Source organism: Stenotrophomonas sp. Steno-Z1 (assembly GCF_056393175.1).
The window spans coordinates 1-17075 of record NZ_JBWJPB010000011.1; the positions used below are offsets into that span (position 1 = coordinate 1).

At 65.7% G+C, this 17075-nt stretch carries 16 protein-coding genes; 2 read left to right on the forward strand and 14 right to left on the reverse strand.

Annotation, left to right across the window (positions count from 1 at the left end; genetic code table 11):
• Positions 1 to 884: 884 nt before the first annotated feature.
• Positions 885 to 1901 carry a class 1 fructose-bisphosphatase gene (locus AC06FD_RS18880; protein WP_478078633.1) on the forward strand — a complete coding sequence of 339 codons (1017 nt, stop codon included), beginning with the start codon at positions 885 to 887 and terminating at the stop codon, positions 1899 to 1901.
• A gap of 123 nt (positions 1902 to 2024) precedes the next feature.
• Positions 2025 to 2735, forward strand: coding sequence for a 2OG-Fe(II) oxygenase (locus tag AC06FD_RS18885; RefSeq protein ID WP_394164894.1), 711 nt, complete (start codon positions 2025 to 2027; stop codon positions 2733 to 2735).
• A 440-nt stretch (positions 2736 to 3175) separates the two neighbouring features.
• Here the strand turns inward: AC06FD_RS18885 and AC06FD_RS18890 are convergent, their stop codons facing one another.
• The 14 genes from AC06FD_RS18890 to recF form a co-directional block, all read right to left on the reverse strand.
• Positions 3176 to 3541: a hypothetical protein gene (locus AC06FD_RS18890; RefSeq protein ID WP_478078634.1), complete on the reverse strand. Its 366-nt coding sequence runs from the start codon at positions 3539 to 3541 to the stop codon at positions 3176 to 3178.
• Between the two features lie 102 nt (positions 3542 to 3643).
• Positions 3644 to 4735 carry a PA0069 family radical SAM protein gene (locus AC06FD_RS18895; RefSeq protein ID WP_478078635.1) on the reverse strand — a complete coding sequence of 364 codons (1092 nt, stop codon included), beginning with the start codon at positions 4733 to 4735 and terminating at the stop codon, positions 3644 to 3646.
• Between the two features lie 280 nt (positions 4736 to 5015).
• The gene (locus AC06FD_RS18900) at positions 5016 to 5759 is read right to left on the reverse strand and encodes a pyridoxine 5'-phosphate synthase (protein WP_478078636.1); all 744 of its coding nucleotides are present in this window, start codon (positions 5757 to 5759) and stop codon (positions 5016 to 5018) included.
• Positions 5760 to 5763: 4 nt separating this feature from the next.
• A complete protein-coding gene (locus tag AC06FD_RS18905) occupies positions 5764 to 6021 on the reverse strand; it encodes a hypothetical protein (protein ID WP_259208023.1) in 258 nt (85 codons plus the stop codon).
• A gap of 64 nt (positions 6022 to 6085) precedes the next feature.
• The gene (gene cls, locus AC06FD_RS18910; protein WP_478078637.1) at positions 6086 to 7546 is read right to left on the reverse strand and encodes a cardiolipin synthase; all 1461 of its coding nucleotides are present in this window, start codon (positions 7544 to 7546) and stop codon (positions 6086 to 6088) included.
• 121 nt (positions 7547 to 7667) lie between these two features.
• Positions 7668 to 8081 (reverse strand): ExbD/TolR family protein, encoded by a 414-nt coding sequence (locus AC06FD_RS18915; RefSeq protein WP_038691524.1) that lies wholly within the window; start codon positions 8079 to 8081, stop codon positions 7668 to 7670.
• A gap of 3 nt (positions 8082 to 8084) precedes the next feature.
• Positions 8085 to 8510 carry an ExbD/TolR family protein gene (locus AC06FD_RS18920; RefSeq protein ID WP_259208030.1) on the reverse strand — a complete coding sequence of 142 codons (426 nt, stop codon included), beginning with the start codon at positions 8508 to 8510 and terminating at the stop codon, positions 8085 to 8087.
• Between the two features lie 57 nt (positions 8511 to 8567).
• Positions 8568 to 9326, reverse strand: coding sequence for a TonB-system energizer ExbB (gene exbB / locus AC06FD_RS18925; RefSeq protein ID WP_259208031.1), 759 nt, complete (start codon positions 9324 to 9326; stop codon positions 8568 to 8570).
• Positions 9327 to 9412: 86 nt separating this feature from the next.
• Entirely contained in the window at positions 9413 to 10081 is a 669-nt protein-coding gene (locus AC06FD_RS18930) for an energy transducer TonB (RefSeq protein ID WP_449335620.1), read from the reverse strand.
• Between the two features lie 146 nt (positions 10082 to 10227).
• The gene (locus tag AC06FD_RS18935) at positions 10228 to 11424 is read right to left on the reverse strand and encodes a heme biosynthesis protein HemY (RefSeq protein WP_259208033.1); all 1197 of its coding nucleotides are present in this window, start codon (positions 11422 to 11424) and stop codon (positions 10228 to 10230) included.
• Between the two features lie 132 nt (positions 11425 to 11556).
• The gene (locus tag AC06FD_RS18940) at positions 11557 to 12363 is read right to left on the reverse strand and encodes a M48 family metallopeptidase (protein WP_259208035.1); all 807 of its coding nucleotides are present in this window, start codon (positions 12361 to 12363) and stop codon (positions 11557 to 11559) included.
• Between the two features lie 72 nt (positions 12364 to 12435).
• Positions 12436 to 13278, reverse strand: coding sequence for a lysostaphin resistance A-like protein (locus tag AC06FD_RS18945; protein ID WP_478078638.1), 843 nt, complete (start codon positions 13276 to 13278; stop codon positions 12436 to 12438).
• A gap of 73 nt (positions 13279 to 13351) precedes the next feature.
• Entirely contained in the window at positions 13352 to 15811 is a 2460-nt protein-coding gene (gene gyrB / locus AC06FD_RS18950) for a DNA topoisomerase (ATP-hydrolyzing) subunit B (RefSeq protein WP_259208039.1), read from the reverse strand.
• A 114-nt stretch (positions 15812 to 15925) separates the two neighbouring features.
• Complete coding sequence (gene recF, locus AC06FD_RS18955; protein ID WP_394164890.1) at positions 15926 to 17023, reverse strand: DNA replication/repair protein RecF; 1098 nt, start codon at positions 17021 to 17023, stop codon at positions 15926 to 15928.
• Positions 17024 to 17075 lie beyond the last annotated feature (52 nt).

Consider the following 17075-nt stretch of genomic DNA (forward strand, 5'->3'; position numbering starts at 1 on the left):
CGCGGCGGATCATGTCCGGTCGCGGCAGCGCCCATCCCCGGTAGAGCCGAGCCATGCTCGGCTGCTCCTGCTCCGCGCGAAAGGCAGCCGAGCATGGCTCGGCTCTACCTGGCTCTTTGCCGTATCCCCGCCTGCCTCCTGTATGCCGTGGATGGCCGGCGCCAGTAATGAAGACCGACCGCCGCGTGCGGCCGTTCTCTTGTTCGCGGCGGGTCGGGTCGCGGCGCGATGCGGCGGATCGTGTCCGGTCGCGGCGGCGCGCATCCCAGGTAGAGCCGAGCCATGCTCGGCTGCTCCTGCTCCGCGCGAAAGGCAGCCGAGCATGGCTTGGCTCTACCTGGCGTTGTGCCGAATCCCCGCCTACCTCCTATATGCCGTGGATGACCGGCGCCCACAATGAAGAGCGGCCGCCTCGTGGGGCTGTTCTCTTGTTCGCGGCGGGTCGCGGCGCGGCGCGATGCGGCGGATCGGGCCCGGTCGCGGCAGCGCCCATCCCTGGTAGAGCCGAGCCATGCTCGGCTGCTCTTGCTCCGCGCGAAAGGCAGCCGAGCATGGCTCGGCTCTACCTGGCTTTTTGCCGAATCCCCGCCTACCTCGTAATGCCGTGGATGGCCGGCGCCAACAACGAAGACCGACCGCCGCGTGCGGCCGTTCTCTTGTTCGCGGCGGGTCGGGTCGCGGCGCGATGCGGCGGATCGGGTCCGGTCGCGGCGGCGCGCATCCCTGGTAGAGCCGAGCCATGCTCGGCTGCTCCTGCTCCGCGCGAAAGGCAGCCGAGCATGGCTCGGCTCTACCTGGCGTGGTGCCGTATCCCCGCCTGCCTCGTAATGCCGTGGACGACCGGCGACAATATGGCCCCCAAACGTCTTTGGCAGCCACAGTCCATGTCCCGTACGTCGCTTACCCGGTACCTGATCGAAGAGCAGCATGCCGGCCGCATCAACGCCGACCTGCGCCAGCTGATCGCCGTCGTCGCCCGCGCCTGCACCAGCATCTCCATCGCGGTCAGCAAGGGCGCCCTGGGCGGCGTGCTTGGCGAGGCCGGTACCGGCAACGTACAGGGCGAAGCGCAGAAGAAGCTCGACGTGATCAGCAACGAGATCCTGCTCGAGGCCAATGCCTGGGGCGGCCACCTCGCCGCCTGCGCGTCGGAAGAAATGGACCACTGCCAGCCCGTCCCGGACACCTACCCGCGCGGCGACTTCCTGCTCCTGTTCGATCCCCTCGACGGCAGCTCCAACATCGACGTCAACGTCTCGGTCGGCACCATCTTCTCCGTGCTGCGCTGCCCGCCGGGTACCGAGCAGCCCAACGATGCCAGCTTCCTGCAGCCAGGCACCGCGCAGGTCGCGGCCGGCTACTGCATCTACGGCCCGAGCACGCAGATGGTGCTCACCGTCGGCCACGGCACGCACGCCTTCACCCTGGACCGCGAGAAGGGCGAGTTCGTGCTGACCACCCCGGACATGCAGATCCCGGCGGACACCCAGGAATTCGCCATCAACATGTCCAATCAGCGCCATTGGGAAGCCCCGATGCAGGGCTACGTGCACGACCTGCTGGCCGGCAAGGAAGGCGCGCGTGGCAAGAACTTCAACATGCGCTGGATCGCCAGCATGGTCGCCGACGTGCATCGCATCCTGACCCGCGGCGGCATCTTCATCTACCCGTGGGACAAGAAGGATCCGTCCAAGGCCGGCAAGCTGCGCCTGATGTACGAAGCCAACCCGATGGGCCTGCTGGTGGAGCAGGCCGGCGGCGCCGCCACCACCGGGCGCGAGCGCATCCTGGATATCCAGCCCGACCAGTTGCACCAGCGCGTGCCGGTGTTCCTCGGTTCGCGGCATGAAGTGGCCGAAGCCACCCGCTATCACCGCGAGCACGACAGCGCGCAGGGCTGATCGCCATCGACGGGGCCGATGCGATATCGGCCCCGTCGATGCCTCCGCGCCCCGTACATGGCAACGGCGTGACATCGGCGAGCACAGCGGTCACCATCGGCCCAGATGCCCAGGGATGACACCATGACGGCCGACACGCAACACGACTTCATCGAAGTAATCCACAACGCCATCCCCGTCGAGATGTGCGCAGCCATCCAGGCACGGATGCGATCCAGTGCACAGTTGCGACCGGGGGAAGTAGGCAGTGGTGTGTTCCCGGAACTCAAGCACAGCAAGGATCTGCGCATCAGTGGCGATGCCGCGTGGCGCGATGTCGACATCCAACTGCAACAGGCGGTTTTCCGCGGCGTATTGAGTTATCTACGACGTTATCCACAGGCACTGATCTCGCCGTTGATGTTGCAGATCCAGGACAGCGACGGTAAGCCGCGTCGATTGGCCGCCGAGGATTTCCCCGGCATGGACGATGCCACGCTGTCCGATCTGGCGCGCACGTGCCTGCGCCCCGGTGCCATCAATCTGCAATGGTATGCCGCAGGCGAGGGGGGCTATCCCTATTGGCATTGCGAGCTGTACCCGCGCGATCCGGCCGGCGAGACCCTGCATCGCCACCTGCTATGGACGCTCTACCTCAACGATGATTTCGAACAGGGCGAAACCGAGTTCCTGTTCCAGGATCGCAAGATCGCCCCGCGCACCGGCAGCCTGCTGATCGCACCGACCGCGTTCACCCACACCCATCGAGGCAATCGACCGCACGGCGGCGACAAGTTCATCGCCACCAGCTGGGTGCTGTTCCAGAACGCACAGAAGCTGTTCGGCGGGAACTAAGCGTCGTGCCGACTCGAGATCCCATGAGGCAGGTTAGACGAGTTCTGCTTTCTCGACGCTGGAGTCGTGCAGTGCCCGACATACGTACGGAGGTCTGTGCCGGCACGACAATTACCAGCGTTCAGGGGTCGGCCCAGGCAGGCGGACACTGCGCGCGCATCGAGATTTCGACACTGGTCTATTGCGAGCGAGAGACGCGCAACTCGACCGTTTCTGCCAAGCTCTGCGAGCCGTCAACCTGCAAGCTTTAGCCCATGCGGATACGAGGCCTTCACCACTCAATGGCCTGAGCGCATGAGCCGGCGGGCGATGAAAGGCGTGGGCGCCGCGTCTTCTTCTCAATGGAACGGGTGTTGAACTCCGTCGCCAGGACCGTCTGGCATCGGCATAGCGCTTCAGTGCTTGGCAAGACCGGGGCGGAGATACCGCGTGGTCGTCCCTCAGCGCGCCAACACCAGCAGTACGGCACCGACAACCACTACCACCGCCGACACCATCACTGTGATCAGCACATTGCGACCAGTGCGCTTCGCCTTGGCCTTCAACGTCGCCAGCAGGTCCAGATCCAGATAAAAACGATCATCGCCCGCATCGCGGATGACGCCGTTGTCGCGGTAATACGTCAGCGGCGCATGCAGTCCCGCGTCGATGCTATCCGCCGCGATCGCGCTCTGCGGTGACAACGCATGATGGCTGGTGAAGTGCGCGATCAAGGCATCGCGCTGCTGCTGCACTGCTGCGGCGACGGCGGCGTTGATCGCGATGTTGGCCGCGTTCGACGCGGCCGAGGTGGTTGCCGATGACATGTGGTTCCCCTGCATATCCGATGTGGACGTCAGACCACCGCGGCGCGGCGCCTTGGCCCGATTGTTAGGGCGGGCGCGTCCCAAAGTCCACCGGGGCACTGACTAGAACAATGAGCCCTGCGGTGAGTCTGCCCGCGGCGGCAACGGCTTTACAAACCGCGCGCAGTCCAGCTTCGGCCAGTGACTGTGCTGCGCATCGAATCCGAGCCGTTTGCGCGCCAGCTTGAACCGGCTCGACAGCAGGTCGGCGTAGACGCCTTCGCCGCGCATGCGGCTGCCGAATTCGCTGTTGTAGTCCTTGCCACCACGCAGCTGGTTGATCGTGCTCATCACGTGCGTGGCGCGGTCCGGATGGTGGGTGTCCAGCCAATCCCGGAACAGCGGCGCAACTTCCAGCGGCAGGCGCAGCAGCACGTAGCCGGCGGTGGAGGCACCGGCATCCCGCGCGGCTTTGAGCACCGCTTCGAGTTCGGCATCGTTGATCCACGGGATCACCGGCGCCACCATCACCCCGACCGGGATGCCAGCCTCATGCAGGCGACGCATCGCGCGCAGGCGTGCGTGCGGTGCCGAGGCGCGCGGCTCCAGCTTGGCCGACAGGTGCGGGTCCAGCGAAGTCACCGAGAAGTGCACGCTGACCAGGTTCTGCTCGGCCAGGGGCGCGAGCAGGTCGATGTCACGCTCGACCAGCGCGTTCTTGGTGATCAGCGAGAACGGATGCCGCGTTTCCAGCATCACCTCGATCAACTGCCGGGTCAGTTTGAGCTTGCGCTCGATCGGCTGGTAGGCATCGGTGTTGATGCCCAGCGCGATCGGTTGCGGCACGTAGCCCGGCCGCGAGAACTCCTTGCGCAGCAGCTGCGGCGCATTGGTCTTGGCAAACAGCTTGGTCTCGAAGTCCAGGCCGGGCGACAGGTTGAGGTAGGCATGCGAGGGGCGGGCGAAGCAGTAGGAGCACCCATGCTCGCAGCCACGGTACGGATTGACCGATTGGCTGAAGCCCACGTCCGGCGACTTGTTGCGGCTGATGATGCTGCGCGCGGTTTCGGCGCGCACTTCGGTGCGCAGCCGTGGCGCGGCGAATTCCTCGCCCTCGTCGGCGTCCCAGCCGTCATGCACGACTTCGCTGACGGTAGCCTCGAAACGGCCCGCCAGATGCGTGGTGGAACCTCGGCCTTTGATCGCGATACCCATGGTCAAAGCCTATCGCCGCGGCATCTCAGGGACTGAGACGTACGGTCGGTGCTTCGGGAATAGCCGGTTTGGAGCGCGCGGAGGCGGGTGTTCATGGCAGGGGGCTGCAGAGGTTAATCTTTGGTTAGCAGTATTACTAACAACAGCCCCACTATATCCCGAAAGTCCTGCTGCGGCGGGCCTCTGGCGGTACAGGCGCGATTTCGTCCCCAAACTTGTCCACAGGCCAGGCGGACAGGACATCGTGGGTCATGGCGCCAGTCAACGGTCGGTGGCGGCCCTACAGCAGCGCCAGGTATCCCTTCACCGTCGCGTCCAGCCCGGCATACAGCGCCTCGCTGATCAGCGCATGGCCGATCGAGACTTCCAGCACGTCCGGCACGGCCTGCAGGAAGTCGCGCAGGTTGTCCTGCGACAGATCATGGCCGGCGTTCACCCCGAGCCCGGCGGCCTGGGCGCGCCGGGCGGCATCGGCGAACAGGGCCAGCATCGCGCTGGCATCGCCACCCGCATGCGCTTCAGCATACGGGCCGGTGTACAGCTCGACGCGGTCGGCGCCGATCGCCGCGGCCTGGGCGATGTCGGGGTTGCCGGCGTCGACGAACAGGCTCACCCGGCAGCCATGCGACTTGAGCGCGGCGATCAGCGGGCGCAGGCGCTCGCCGTCACGGCTGAAGTCGAACCCGTGGTCGGAGGTGAGCTGGCCATCGTCATCGGGCACCAGGGTGGCCTGGGCAGGGCGGGTCTGCGCGCACAGCGGCAGCAGGCCGGGGTAGTCCTCGCGTGGGGGCGCGAACGGGTTGCCCTCGATGTTGAACTCCACCCCGCGCTGCGCCGTCAGCGCCGACAGTGCCAGCACGTCCTCGGCATGGATATGGCGGCGGTCCGGACGCGGATGCACGGTGATGCCATGCGCGCCCGCGTCCAGGCAGGCCGTCGCAGCCTGCAGCACATCCGGGTCGGTGCCGCCGCGCGAGTTGCGCAGCACGGCGATCTTGTTGACGTTGACGCTGAGCTGGGTCATGGCACTACGGGGTATCGGTATCGTCGGCGCCGGTCTGGCGGCGGGCCTGGGCCTGCTCGCGCAGCCGGCGCAGTTCGGCGGGGTCGATGACGCTGGAGATGTCGCGTTGCAGGGTGCCGAAGCGGGCCACGTACATGCCGCGCACCCAGATCAGCAGGAACACCAGCGCGCCCAGCAACGCCAGCAGCATCAGCCCCCATTGGGGCGTTTTGAGCGCCAGGCCGAAGCAGCCCAGCGCCAGCAGCAGGAACAGCCAATGCATCATCGTTCTCCCCGTGGTGCCGGCAAGTGTAGCGCCGCCGGCACGCGGGGTTCCACGTGGCCGGTCACAACAGCGGCGAGGCCAGCCGCGCGAACGCCTCCGGGACCCGGTGCAGCCACAGCGACCGTTTGCGGTCATTGCGGACCTGGACGGCGGCATCGAACTCGGCGGCGAGGATCGCCTCCAGCGCGGCCACGCGGTCGGCGTCCACCAGCATCATCGACAGCTCGAAGTTGAGCCGGAAACTGCGGTGGTCGAAATTCGCACTGCCGACGATGCACACGTCGCGGTCGGCGATGAACGCCTTGGTATGCAGCATGCGCGGGCCGTACTCGTAGATCTGCACCCCGGCCAGCAGCAGCTCGTCGAAGTACGAACGGGCGGCCTGGGTGACGAACCACGAGTCGCTCATCTTCGGTACCAGCAGGCGCACGTCCAGGCCGCCGAGCGCGGCCGAGGTCAGTGCCATGCGCGCCGCCTCGCCAGGGACGAAGTAGGGCGTCACCAGCCAGACCCGTTCGCGGGCTTCGTGGATGGCGGCCACCTGCAGGCGGTGGATGGTTTCCCAGGCCGAGTCCGGGCCGGACACCAGCACCTGTGCGTCGATGCGGCCGTCCTTGCGGCTGGGCATGTCGTGCGGCCACAGCTGCGCGATGGCGAAGCGCTCCGGCGGCTCGCCGGTCGCATAGATCCAGTCCTCGATGAAGACCAGCTGCAGGCTGCGCACCACGTGTCCGGCCAGGCGCATGTGCAGGTCGCGATAGGCATCGGCGCGGCGGCTCTCGTCTTCCTCGTCGGTGATGTTGATGCCGCCGGTGAACGCGACGCGGCCATCGATGACCACCAGCTTGCGGTGGGTGCGCATGTTCATCCACGGGCGCTTGAACGGCTTGAGCAGCTGGCGCGGGTGGAACCAGGCCACTTCACCGCCTGCCTCGAGCAGCGGCTGCAGGAAGCGTTTGCGGATCGCCGACGAGCCCACCGCATCCAGCAACAGGCGCACGCGCACGCCGGCGCGGGCGCGCTCGACCAGCGCATCGCGCAGGGCGGTGCCGGCGTGGTCGGGGTTGAAGATGTAGTACTCCACGTGCAGGTGGTCCTGCGCGGTGGCCACGGCAGCGAGCAGGGCCCGGTAGGTAGCGGCGCCATCGACCAGCCACTCCACCTCGGTGGCCGAGGTGGGCGCCAGCCCGGTCGTGGCCTGGGCGATCTTGGCCAACTCCGTGCAATCGGCATCCGGCGGGCAGACGCTGCTGTAGTGCTCCATGCCGGACCGCGCGCGGCCGCGGCGCAGGCGCTGGCGCTTCACCTTCTGCGGGCCCAGCAGGTAGTAGATGAAGAGCCCGAGGTAGGGCAGGGCGGCCAGCGACAGGATCCAGCTCAGCGTGGCGACCGGTTCGCGCTTCTGCAGCATGATCCAGCCGGTCAGCCACAGCAGGTAGAGGATGTAGGCCGCCACGAGCAGGGGACGGAGATGCGGGACGGCGTCGAGCCAGGCCGCAAGGGCAGGGTAGGTGGCGAGCATGGGCGGATGATAGCGGGCCGCGGGCATCCGGCGCGGGCGCGAAGCGCATGGGCCCACAAAAAAAAAAGCGCCCCCGTTTCCAGGGGCGCTTTCCAGTCGCGTCATGACTGCGTCGTGCGATTTACTGCTGTACGAAGCCGATCTTTTTCATCTGAGCATTCTTCGCGGCAGCCAACACCTTGGCCATCACGTCGTACTCCGAGTCCGGGCTGGCGTCGATGCGCAGTTCCGGCTGGTTCGTCGGGTCCTTCTGGACCTCCTGTTCCATCCGCTGCTGCAACTCACCGGTAGCGACCGGGCTGTTGTTCCACGAGACCTGGTTGCTTGCGTCGATCTTGAGTTCGATCGGCGGCGGCGGCTCGACCAGCTGCGGCGGTGGGTTGAGCACGCGCTGCGGCAGGTCCACGGCGATCGGATAGGTCATGATCGGCGCGGTGACGATGAAGATGATCAGCAGCACCAGCATCACGTCCACGAGGGGCGTGACGTTGATGTCGGCCATAGGGCCCTTGTTACCACCAGTACTGAACGCCATGGCTTACTGCCCCTTCTCTTTGGTGGCAACGAAGCCAACGTCGAGCATGCCCTGTTCCTGCGCGATCTTCGTCATCTCATTGATGACGCGCATCTTGGTGGTGCGGTCACCACGCAGGTTGAGCGGCGGCTGCGGGGTCTGCTGGGCGGCGGTCGCCAAGCGCGACTCGAGAGTCTGCTTGTTGATTTCCTCGTCGTTCCAGTAGATCGAGCCGTCTTCCTTGACTGCCAGGGTGATCGGGCCCGAACGCTTTTCAGCGTCTTCCGGGTTCTGCACCAGGTTGGCCTCCGGCAGATCCACCTTGACCTTGTGGGACATCAGGGGCGCCGTGATGATGAAGATGATCAGCAGCACCAGCATCACGTCCACGAGGGGCGTAACGTTGATGTCGGCCATGGGGCCGCCGCTGTTACCACTACTGAAAGCCATAACGGGCTCCGTCTAGATCGTGTTGACTACGTTCTCGCCAGGTGAAGCGCGTCGCAATTAGCGAACGCGCGAACCGGTGGCGAAGAAGTCGTGCAGGTCGTGAGCGAACGTATCGAACTTGCTGATCGTGGCGCTGTTGATCTTGCTGAAGAAGTTGAAGGCGAACACGGCCGGGATAGCGACGAACAGACCGATGGCGGTCATGATCAGCGCTTCACCCACCGGGCCGGCAACGGCGTCGATCGAGGCGGAACCGGTGGCACCGATCTTGATCAGCGCGCCGTAGATGCCCCACACGGTACCGAGCAGACCGACGAACGGAGCGGTTGCACCGACGGTGGCCAGCAGGGTCATGCCCGACTGCAGGTTGTTGCTTTCGCGGGTCACGGCCTGACGCAGGGCGCGATCGACGAATTCCGAACGGCTCAGGTTCTCACCCAGGCCACCGGTGGCGCCACCTTCGGCACGCTGGTGGTGGGCAGCTGCCTGGGCAGCGTCCAGGGCGATCTTCGAGAAGGGTTCCGAAGCCGGCTGTTCTTCCATCGCGCGGATGGCGTCCTGGGCGTTCGGGGTATCCCAGAACAGGCTCACGACCTTGTCGGCAGCGCTCTTCAGGCGGGTAGCACGGAAGATGTTGATGACGGTCCAGTACCAGGACATGGCCGACATGATGATCAGGGTCAGCAGCACGACCCAGGAGACGGCGAAGTCACCCGGCTGGGTGGTCATTTCGTGGATCAAGTGCTCGAAGCCCATCTGCGACAGGGCGTTGGAGTTGCCCCCGGCAGCAGCGGCGATGAAGAGTTCCTGCAGCATGACGCTTACCTTTGTTGTGTGTGGTGATGAATGGTGTAGCTACAAATAACCGATGGAGGCGGTGGCCGGCGGGCCACCTGCAACCATCAGTTCAGCGCAAAGTTGACCGGGACGCGAACGCGACCTGCGACCTTCTTCCCGCCCGACTCCGCAGAACGGAAGCTCCACTTGCGAGCGGCTTCCATCGCGGCGCGGTCGAGGTCACGGTTACGGCTGGACCGTTCGACCGACACATTGGTGACGTTGCCATTGGCGTCGACATCAATGATCAGGATGACTTCACCCTGGATACCTGCACGGAATGCGGCCGGCGGGTAACGCGGGGGGTTCATGTTCTTCGAGGAGATATCGACGCTTGCCTCGATCTGGCTCGGCGGCGCGGGCGGCGACGGCGGGCTCGGCGGCGTAACGATGTCGTTCGGACGCGGCTCCGGCACGTCGATCACCGGCGCTTGCGGCGGCGGCGGAACGGGCGACGGCTTGGGCGGCGACAGGTTCTTGACCGGCGGCGGCGGCGTTTCAGTCGGCGGCGGCGGCGGCGGCGGTGGTGGGGGCGGCGGCGGAGCGTCGACCAGGGTCACCATGATGTTGCGTTCCTTCTCCGCAGCGGCCTTGGGAGCCACGGCCGGGATCAGAAGCATCATGAAGGCGGCGAGATGCAGTGCGATTACAAAAGCGATACCCACGATACGCGGCCAGCTGAAGCCGGTGTCATCGCGTTGTTCGTACCTGTGAACGACTAGTTGTTCCGTCATGCGCCAAGAGCTCATTAGTGGGGCCGGGATACCCGGGGACAGGTAGCCCATGATCAGCGGTGCATGACACCGCAGGAACCTCCAAGCTTATACCAATCCTGAGCGCCTGCGCATCAATGTGGCAGGCGTTCAGGCGTTATTCCTACTTACTTCAGGTTGATGATTTTGTCAGCATCCTTGGGGTTCTTCACGCCCTTGGCTTTCGCCTGGCGCGCCGCTTCCTTGGCCTGCGGGACACGCCCTTCCTGGTACAGCACCTTGGCCAGGTTCAGGTAGGTTTCACCGTCCTTGGAAAGCGGGGCGGCGTTCTGCCACGCTTCGATCGCCTTGTCCGTCTGCTGGGGGTCGGAGTAGTAGTACGCCTGGGCCAGGGCCAGGTAAACCTGGTAGTCCGGCTTCAGGATGCCCTTCTGCAACCCATCATTGATAACGGCAATAACGTCCTTTTCTTTGCCCTCGGTGTTGGCATAGATCGAATACAGCTGCTTGTACTCGCGTTCGTCGGTCAGCTGACCGGCGGCGTACAGCTTGCCGATCACCGCGCCGGCCTTGTCCATCTGGTCAGCCTGCATGTACATGCTGGCCAGGTTGATCTGGGCCTTCTTGTCGTTCGGGTTCTTGGCGGCCAGCGCTTCGGCCTGCTTCACGGCTTCACCAGTCTGGCCGGCTTCGGCCATGGCGGCCATCAGCAGCTGGTTCCAGTTGTCCTTGGGCTCGGTGGCGCCGGCGATGGCCTGCTGCAGCACCGGGATGGCCTCGGCGTAGCGTTCGGCCTGGTACAGCGCCTGGCCCTTGATGACCAGCTCTTCCGGCTTGGCCGACTTGCTCTCGGCGAAGTACTTGTCGAGGGTGGCCAGGCCGGGCACGGTCTCGTTGTCCTGCAGCTGCAGCTGGGCCAGCATCAGCATGGACTGGAAGTACCCGTTGTTTTCCAGGCTGTTGAGCTGGAGCACCTGCTGCAGGTACTTCTTCGCTGCAGCCGAGTCGTCCAGGTTGTAGGCCGCCTGCGAGGCCAGCTGGGCGGCCAGCGACTTGTCGTAGTCGTTGGCGGCGCTGTTGGCCAGGATCTCGTCGGCCAGCGTCCGGGTCTCCGGGAACTTCTGGTCGTTGTAGGTGTCAATCAGCTTCTGCAGCTTGCTGCCGAGCTTGGCCGACGCCTTGGCGTTCGGCTCCTGACGGGTAGCGTTCGGGAACAGCACCTCGGCCTTGGCCTGCTTGCCACTGCGGGCACCGCGCTCGGACGAGCGCGAGGACTGGGCAAAGGCATCGGTGACCACGGCGCCACCAATGGCGGTCGCGATGAGGACGGAAAGCACGGCTTGCTTGTGATTGCTGAAAATCATCTTTCACCTCGATCGAACCGCCGCAGCGGCATCAAAACGGACTGTCAGAAAAATCTGAGCCGCCAAACGTATCAGAAACTGATGGCGTGAGAAATCGTTTCCGATGCTGCAATACAGCATCCTTTCGTCGAATCAGCCGCACTTCGGTCGCCGACCGGCCGCCTGCGCCTGCTGGTACACGCCGGCCAGGGCCGGGGCGTCGCGCTGCAGTTCACGGATACGGTTGGCGGGATCGGGGTGCGTGGACAACCATTGCGGTGAGCGACCGCCGCTGGCGGCCATCATGTTCTGCCACAGGTTGACCGCCTGGCCGGGGTCGAACCCGGCCTCGGCCATCAGCCGTTGGCCGACCACGTCGGCCTCGTTTTCCTGGACGCGCGAGCCCGGCAACAGGAATACCGCCTGCGCGGTGGCGCCGCCGAACTGGTTGACCGTGTTGGCCGCGCCTTCGCCGCCGGCCGCGCCGGCCAGCAGGCCCGCCACGGCCAGCCCGGTCTGCGCGTTGATCTGGCGGGTCATGCGCTCATCATGGTGGCGCGAGATGACGTGGCCGATCTCATGGCCGATCACCGCCGCCAGCTGGTCCTGGTTCCTGGCCACGGTGAAGATGCCGGTGTTGACCCCGACCTTGCCGCCGGGCAGGGCAAACGCATTGGGTTCGTTGTCGACAAACACCGCCGTTTCCCACCGTACGCCACGGTACTGTGGCGGCAGCTGGGCGACCAGCGCATTGACCACGCACTGCACATAGCCGTTCTGGCGACCATCGCTGCTGATCTTTTCTTTCTGCTTGGTCTCGTTGAAGGCCTGCGCGCCGAGCTGATCCAGCTCGGCCTGGGAGACGCCGCCCACCATCTGCCGCCGCCCGGTGGGCGAGGTGGTGGTCGCGCAGGCACTGACCAACAGCGCAAGCGCGACGCCGAACAGTACTGGTTTCATCGCAGGTCCCCCGTGTTCATGTGCCCAGTGTGTATCGCGCCGACGTAAATTTTCGTCAAGCGGACGCACGGGTCAGTGAAGGCCCAGGAACACCAGCGCCGCCAATGCGATGGCATTGTTCAGCGCATGCGCGGCGATCGGGGCCCACAGGGTACCGGTCCGCTGGTACAACCAGGCGAAGGCCGCGCCCATGCCGCCGTAGACCAGCCACAGCTGCGCGATCTCCCACGGGCCATTGCCGCTGGCACCCGGGACTTCATGGATCAACGCGAACGCCAGGCTGCTCAGCAGCATGCCCAGGCCGATCCGGCCGGCCTGCCAGAGGCGGCCGAACAGGACGCGGCGGAACAGCAATTCTTCATAGGCCGGTGCGAGCAGGATCGCGAACACCGCCAGGAACCACGGGAACTGCGCCAGCGACTGCTCCATGAGCAGCAGGTTGGTCGGGACCGGTTCGATGCCGGCCTGTTTGCTGAGGTAGGCGATGAGGTTGCTGATGACCACGACGCCGGTGGCGACCAGCAGCGTCCAGCCCCAGGTGGACGGGCGCCGCGCGGCCGCCCACGAGGCACGCCGTTCGGCCGCATCGGCGCGACGGCGCAGGACATACAACAACAGGGCCGCGCCGCCGGTGGCGAACAGGGCCATCAGGATCTGCGCGAGTGGGCCGGGTTGACCCAGTTGCTGCGCCAGCGCACCCGCGTCGAGCGTGCCGCCCTGGCGGGTGGCTTCGGCCCCGACCACGGCGCCGCGATACAGGCCCCAGGCCAGCCCACCAAGCATGCTCAGGCCGAGCAGCGCCACGATGGCGATGACCAGGTCGAGGAAGAACCCGGCAACCGGCCGGCCGGACGTGCCGCCCGGGGCGGTGGGGGAAACAGGGGGCGTGCTGGACGCCGGGGACGTAACGGACATCGGATTCCTGGCATCGAAAGGCGATGGCCGGCCCGGTTGCAGGTCGCAACGGGCCGGCCTTGCCCCGATTGTGTCAGATATCCAGGTTGGCGACCTTCAACGCGTTGTCTTCGATGAAGTCGCGGCGCGGTTCGACCACGTCACCCATCAGCGTGCTGAAGATCTGGTCGGCGGCGACCGCGTCTTCGATGCGCACCTGCAGCAGGCGGCGGGTGTCCGGATTGACCGTGGTATCCCACAGCTGTTCCGGGTTCATTTCACCCAGGCCCTTGAAGCGCTGGATCTGGCGACCCTTCTTGGCTTCGTCCAGCAGCCAGTTGCGTGCCTCGGCGAAGCTTTCGATCTCGGCCGACTTGGCGCCGCGACTGATCTTCGCACCGGGCCGGACCAGGCCGTGCAGCAACAGCGAGGACTGGTGCAGCGCACGCAGCTCGCCGGTTTCGAACGCGGCCAGCGGCAGGACCTGGATCAGCTGTTCGCCCATGTGGCGACGCGTCACCAGCAGGGCGGCCGGACGTTCGTCGGTCGGTTCCTGCAGTTCCAGGGTGAAGCGCGGCGAGCCCAGGCTGCTGCGGTTGAGGCGCGCGGCCAGTGCGGCCAGCCCTTCATCCGCGCCGGCCTTGCGCAGGTGCTCCAGGTCCATCGGGGTGAAATCGATCAACGCCTCAAGCACCTGGCGATCGTAGCGGTGCGTGTTGCGACTGATCGCTTCCTGCGCGGAGGCGAAGGCGAGCAGCAGCTTTTCCAACGCCACGCCTTCGATGCCCGGTTCGCTTTCCGCCGGGATCAGCGAGGCGTTTTCGACCGCGCTGCTGGCCAGGTAGGCGTCCAGCGCCGGGTCATCCTTCAGGTACAGCTCCTGCTTGCCCTGCTTGATCTTGTACAGCGGCGGCAAGCCGATATAGACGTGGCCACGCTCGATCAGCTCCGGCATCTGCCGGTAGAAGAAGGTCAACAGCAGCGTCCGGATGTGCGCGCCGTCGACGTCGGCGTCGGTCATGATGATGATGCGGTGGTAGCGCAGCTTGTCCGGGTTGTACTCGTCGCGGCCGATGCCGGTGCCCAGTGCGGTGATCAGCGTACCGACCTGGTCGGAGGCGAGCATGCGGTCGAAGCGTGCACGTTCCACGTTGAGGATCTTGCCGCGCAGCGGCAGCACCGCCTGGTTCTTGCGGTTGCGGCCCTGCTTGGCCGAGCCACCCGCCGAGTCACCCTCGACGATGAACAGTTCGGACAGCGCCGGATCCTTTTCCTGGCAGTCGGCCAGCTTGCCGGGCAGGCCGGCGATGTCCAGCGCGCCCTTGCGGCGCGTCAGGTCGCGGGCCTTGCGCGCGGCTTCGCGGGCGCGCGCGGCGTCCACGATCTTGCCGGCGATCGCCTTGGCTTCGTTCGGGTTCTCCTGCAGGAACTCTTCCAGACGCTGGCCGAATGCGCTTTCCACGGCCGGGCGCACATCCGAGCTGACCAGCTTTTCCTTGGTCTGGCTGGAGAAGCTGGGATCGGGCACCTTCACCGACAACACGGCGATCATGCCTTCGCGCATGTCATCGCCGGTCAGGTTGATCTTGGCCTGCTTGGCGATGCCGTTCTGCTCGATGTAGTTGTTGAGCACACGGGTCAGCGCGCCGCGGAAGCCGGCCAGGTGGGTACCACCGTCCTTCTGCGGAATGTTGTTGGTGAAGCAGTACATCGTTTCCTGGTAGGAATCTGTCCACTGCAGCGCCACGTCCACGGTGATGCCGTTGGACTCGCCGGTCACCGAGATCACGTTGGGGTGCAACGGGGTCTTCAGCTGCGCCAGATGCTCCACGAAGCTGCGGATGCCGCCTTCGTAGTGGAAGTCGTCGCGACGCCCGTCACCGCGCTCATCGGCCAGGACGATCTTGACGCCGGAATTGAGGAAGGACAGCTCGCGCAGGCGACGGGCCAGGATGTCGTAGTGGAACTCGACGTTGTCGTGGAACGCCTTCACCGACGGCCAGAAGCGCAGCGTGGTGCCGCGCTTGGTGCTGGCTTCCAGCTGCTTCAGCGGATTGACCGCCGCGCCATCGGCGAATTCCTGCTGGTAATGGAAGCCGCCCTGGAAGATATCCAGCAGCAGCTTCTGCGACAGCGCATTGACCACGCTGACGCCTACGCCATGCAGGCCACCAGAGACCTTGTAGCTGTTGTCGTCGAACTTGCCGCCGGCGTGCAGAACGGTCATCACCACTTCGGCAGCGGAGACCTCGCGATCGAGCTTCTTGCTCATCTGCTCGTGCTTGCCGGTGGGAATACCACGCCCGTTGTCGGACACAGACACCGAACCATCGGCGTGGATGGTGACGGACACATGGTCGGCATGGCCGGCCAAGGCTTCGTCGATGGAGTTATCGACGACCTCGAACACCATGTGGTGCAGACCGGTGCCGTCATGGACGTCACCGATGTACATACCAGGACGCTTGCGCACCGCCTCCAGGCCTTCCAGGGCGGTGATGCTGTTGGCGTCGTAGTTGCCGTTGTTTGCCGGGGTGTTCTGTTCTTCAGTCATTGCGCTTGCCATAGGCTCCGCAGGTCGGGCCACCGCCGTGAGGCAGGGCGCCGAGGGATAAGGGGTTGCAACAGAAATTATACCAGCCGGGCGCTGCCGGCCCTTGGGACCCCACTATGGCACAGGCAGGACCTGCCCATGTTCCACGTGGAACCGAGTGACATCGGCAACGCCCTGCAACGCGGCAGGTGGTTCAGTAGCGGTGATGAAGACCTGTGCCGGGCCAGCCTTCAACCGCTCCAGCACGCGTGCCTGGTGATTGCGGTCCAGCTCCGAGGCGAGGTCGTCCAGTGCGATGACCGGCCATTCCCCGCGTTGCTCGGCATAGTCTTCCGCCTGTGCCAGCAGGCAGGTGAGGGCGGTGAGCTTGGCCTGACCACGCGAAAGCGCATCCCGGCCCGGGATGCTCGCGTAACCCACGCTCCAGTCCGCCCGGTGCGGTCCGACCGAGGTATACCCGGCCAGGCGGTCGCGCTCCCGCGCCAGCAGCAGCGCATCGGACAGGGACACCTCCTGCTTGCGCCAGCCGGGACTGAGGGTCAGTGACTGGATGTCCAGATTCGGCGCCAATACCTGGGCCAGCGCGATGGTCCGCGTCTGCAGCCGCTCCAGGTAGTGCTGGCGGCGGGTGGTAAGCGGCTCACCGGCTTCCGCCAGCTCGTGGTCCCAGGCATCCAGGGCATGCGGATGGCCCCCCTGTTTGAGCAGCGCATTGCGCTGCTTCAGCGCACGGGAGTAGCGGCGCCACAAGGCCAGGAAATCTGGTTCCACGTGGAACAAGCCCCAATCGAGGAAGCGCCGACGCGGCTCGCCGCCACCACTCACCAAGGCATGGCTGCCCGGCTCGAAGGTCACCACGGCCAAGGCCGCGCAGAGATTCCCAAGCTGGGCGACGTCTTCGCCGTCCAGCCGGCCCTTCCACTCCTGGCCGCTATGACGGAGCCCGGCCTTGCGTCGCGTGGAACTCGCCGCGCCTTCGCGTTGTTCATCCCATTCCACGAATACTTCCAGCGCCTCGCGGCCTTGCCGTACCAGGCCATCCCGCACCCGGCCCCGGAAGCTGCGCCCATAGGCCATGACGTGCAATGCCTCCAGCACGCTGGTCTTGCCAGCCCCGTTGTCGCCGGTGATCAGGTTGATGCCCGGCTGGGGCGCCAGTTCCACGCTGTCGAAACGGCGAACCTGGTGCAGGGACAAGCGACGGATATGCATGCGGTCGATCAAGGCCGCGCGAGGCGGCAGTCGGGTAGGGGGAATCGATCAG

What these genes read in the sequence shown, in the direction of transcription:
- AC06FD_RS18880 (WP_478078633.1), top strand. Translation starts at nt 885, where the DNA reads ATGTCCCGTACGTCGCTTACCCGGTACCTGATCGAAGAGCAGCATGCC.
- AC06FD_RS18885 (WP_394164894.1), top strand. Translation starts at nt 2,025, where the DNA reads ATGACGGCCGACACGCAACACGACTTCATCGAAGTAATCCACAACGCC.
- AC06FD_RS18890 (WP_478078634.1), bottom strand. Translation starts at nt 3,541, where the DNA reads ATGTCATCGGCAACCACCTCGGCCGCGTCGAACGCGGCCAACATCGCG.
- AC06FD_RS18895 (WP_478078635.1), bottom strand. Translation starts at nt 4,735, where the DNA reads ATGGGTATCGCGATCAAAGGCCGAGGTTCCACCACGCATCTGGCGGGC.
- AC06FD_RS18900 (WP_478078636.1), bottom strand. Translation starts at nt 5,759, where the DNA reads ATGACCCAGCTCAGCGTCAACGTCAACAAGATCGCCGTGCTGCGCAAC.
- AC06FD_RS18905 (WP_259208023.1), bottom strand. Translation starts at nt 6,021, where the DNA reads ATGCATTGGCTGTTCCTGCTGCTGGCGCTGGGCTGCTTCGGCCTGGCG.
- cls (WP_478078637.1), bottom strand. Translation starts at nt 7,546, where the DNA reads ATGCTCGCCACCTACCCTGCCCTTGCGGCCTGGCTCGACGCCGTCCCG.
- AC06FD_RS18915 (WP_038691524.1), bottom strand. Translation starts at nt 8,081, where the DNA reads ATGGCGTTCAGTACTGGTGGTAACAAGGGCCCTATGGCCGACATCAAC.
- AC06FD_RS18920 (WP_259208030.1), bottom strand. Translation starts at nt 8,510, where the DNA reads ATGGCTTTCAGTAGTGGTAACAGCGGCGGCCCCATGGCCGACATCAAC.
- exbB (WP_259208031.1), bottom strand. Translation starts at nt 9,326, where the DNA reads ATGCTGCAGGAACTCTTCATCGCCGCTGCTGCCGGGGGCAACTCCAAC.
- AC06FD_RS18930 (WP_449335620.1), bottom strand. Translation starts at nt 10,081, where the DNA reads ATGACGGAACAACTAGTCGTTCACAGGTACGAACAACGCGATGACACC.
- AC06FD_RS18935 (WP_259208033.1), bottom strand. Translation starts at nt 11,424, where the DNA reads ATGATTTTCAGCAATCACAAGCAAGCCGTGCTTTCCGTCCTCATCGCG.
- AC06FD_RS18940 (WP_259208035.1), bottom strand. Translation starts at nt 12,363, where the DNA reads ATGAAACCAGTACTGTTCGGCGTCGCGCTTGCGCTGTTGGTCAGTGCC.
- AC06FD_RS18945 (WP_478078638.1), bottom strand. Translation starts at nt 13,278, where the DNA reads ATGTCCGTTACGTCCCCGGCGTCCAGCACGCCCCCTGTTTCCCCCACC.
- gyrB (WP_259208039.1), bottom strand. Translation starts at nt 15,811, where the DNA reads ATGACTGAAGAACAGAACACCCCGGCAAACAACGGCAACTACGACGCC.
- recF (WP_394164890.1), bottom strand. Translation starts at nt 17,023, where the DNA reads ATGCATATCCGTCGCTTGTCCCTGCACCAGGTTCGCCGTTTCGACAGC.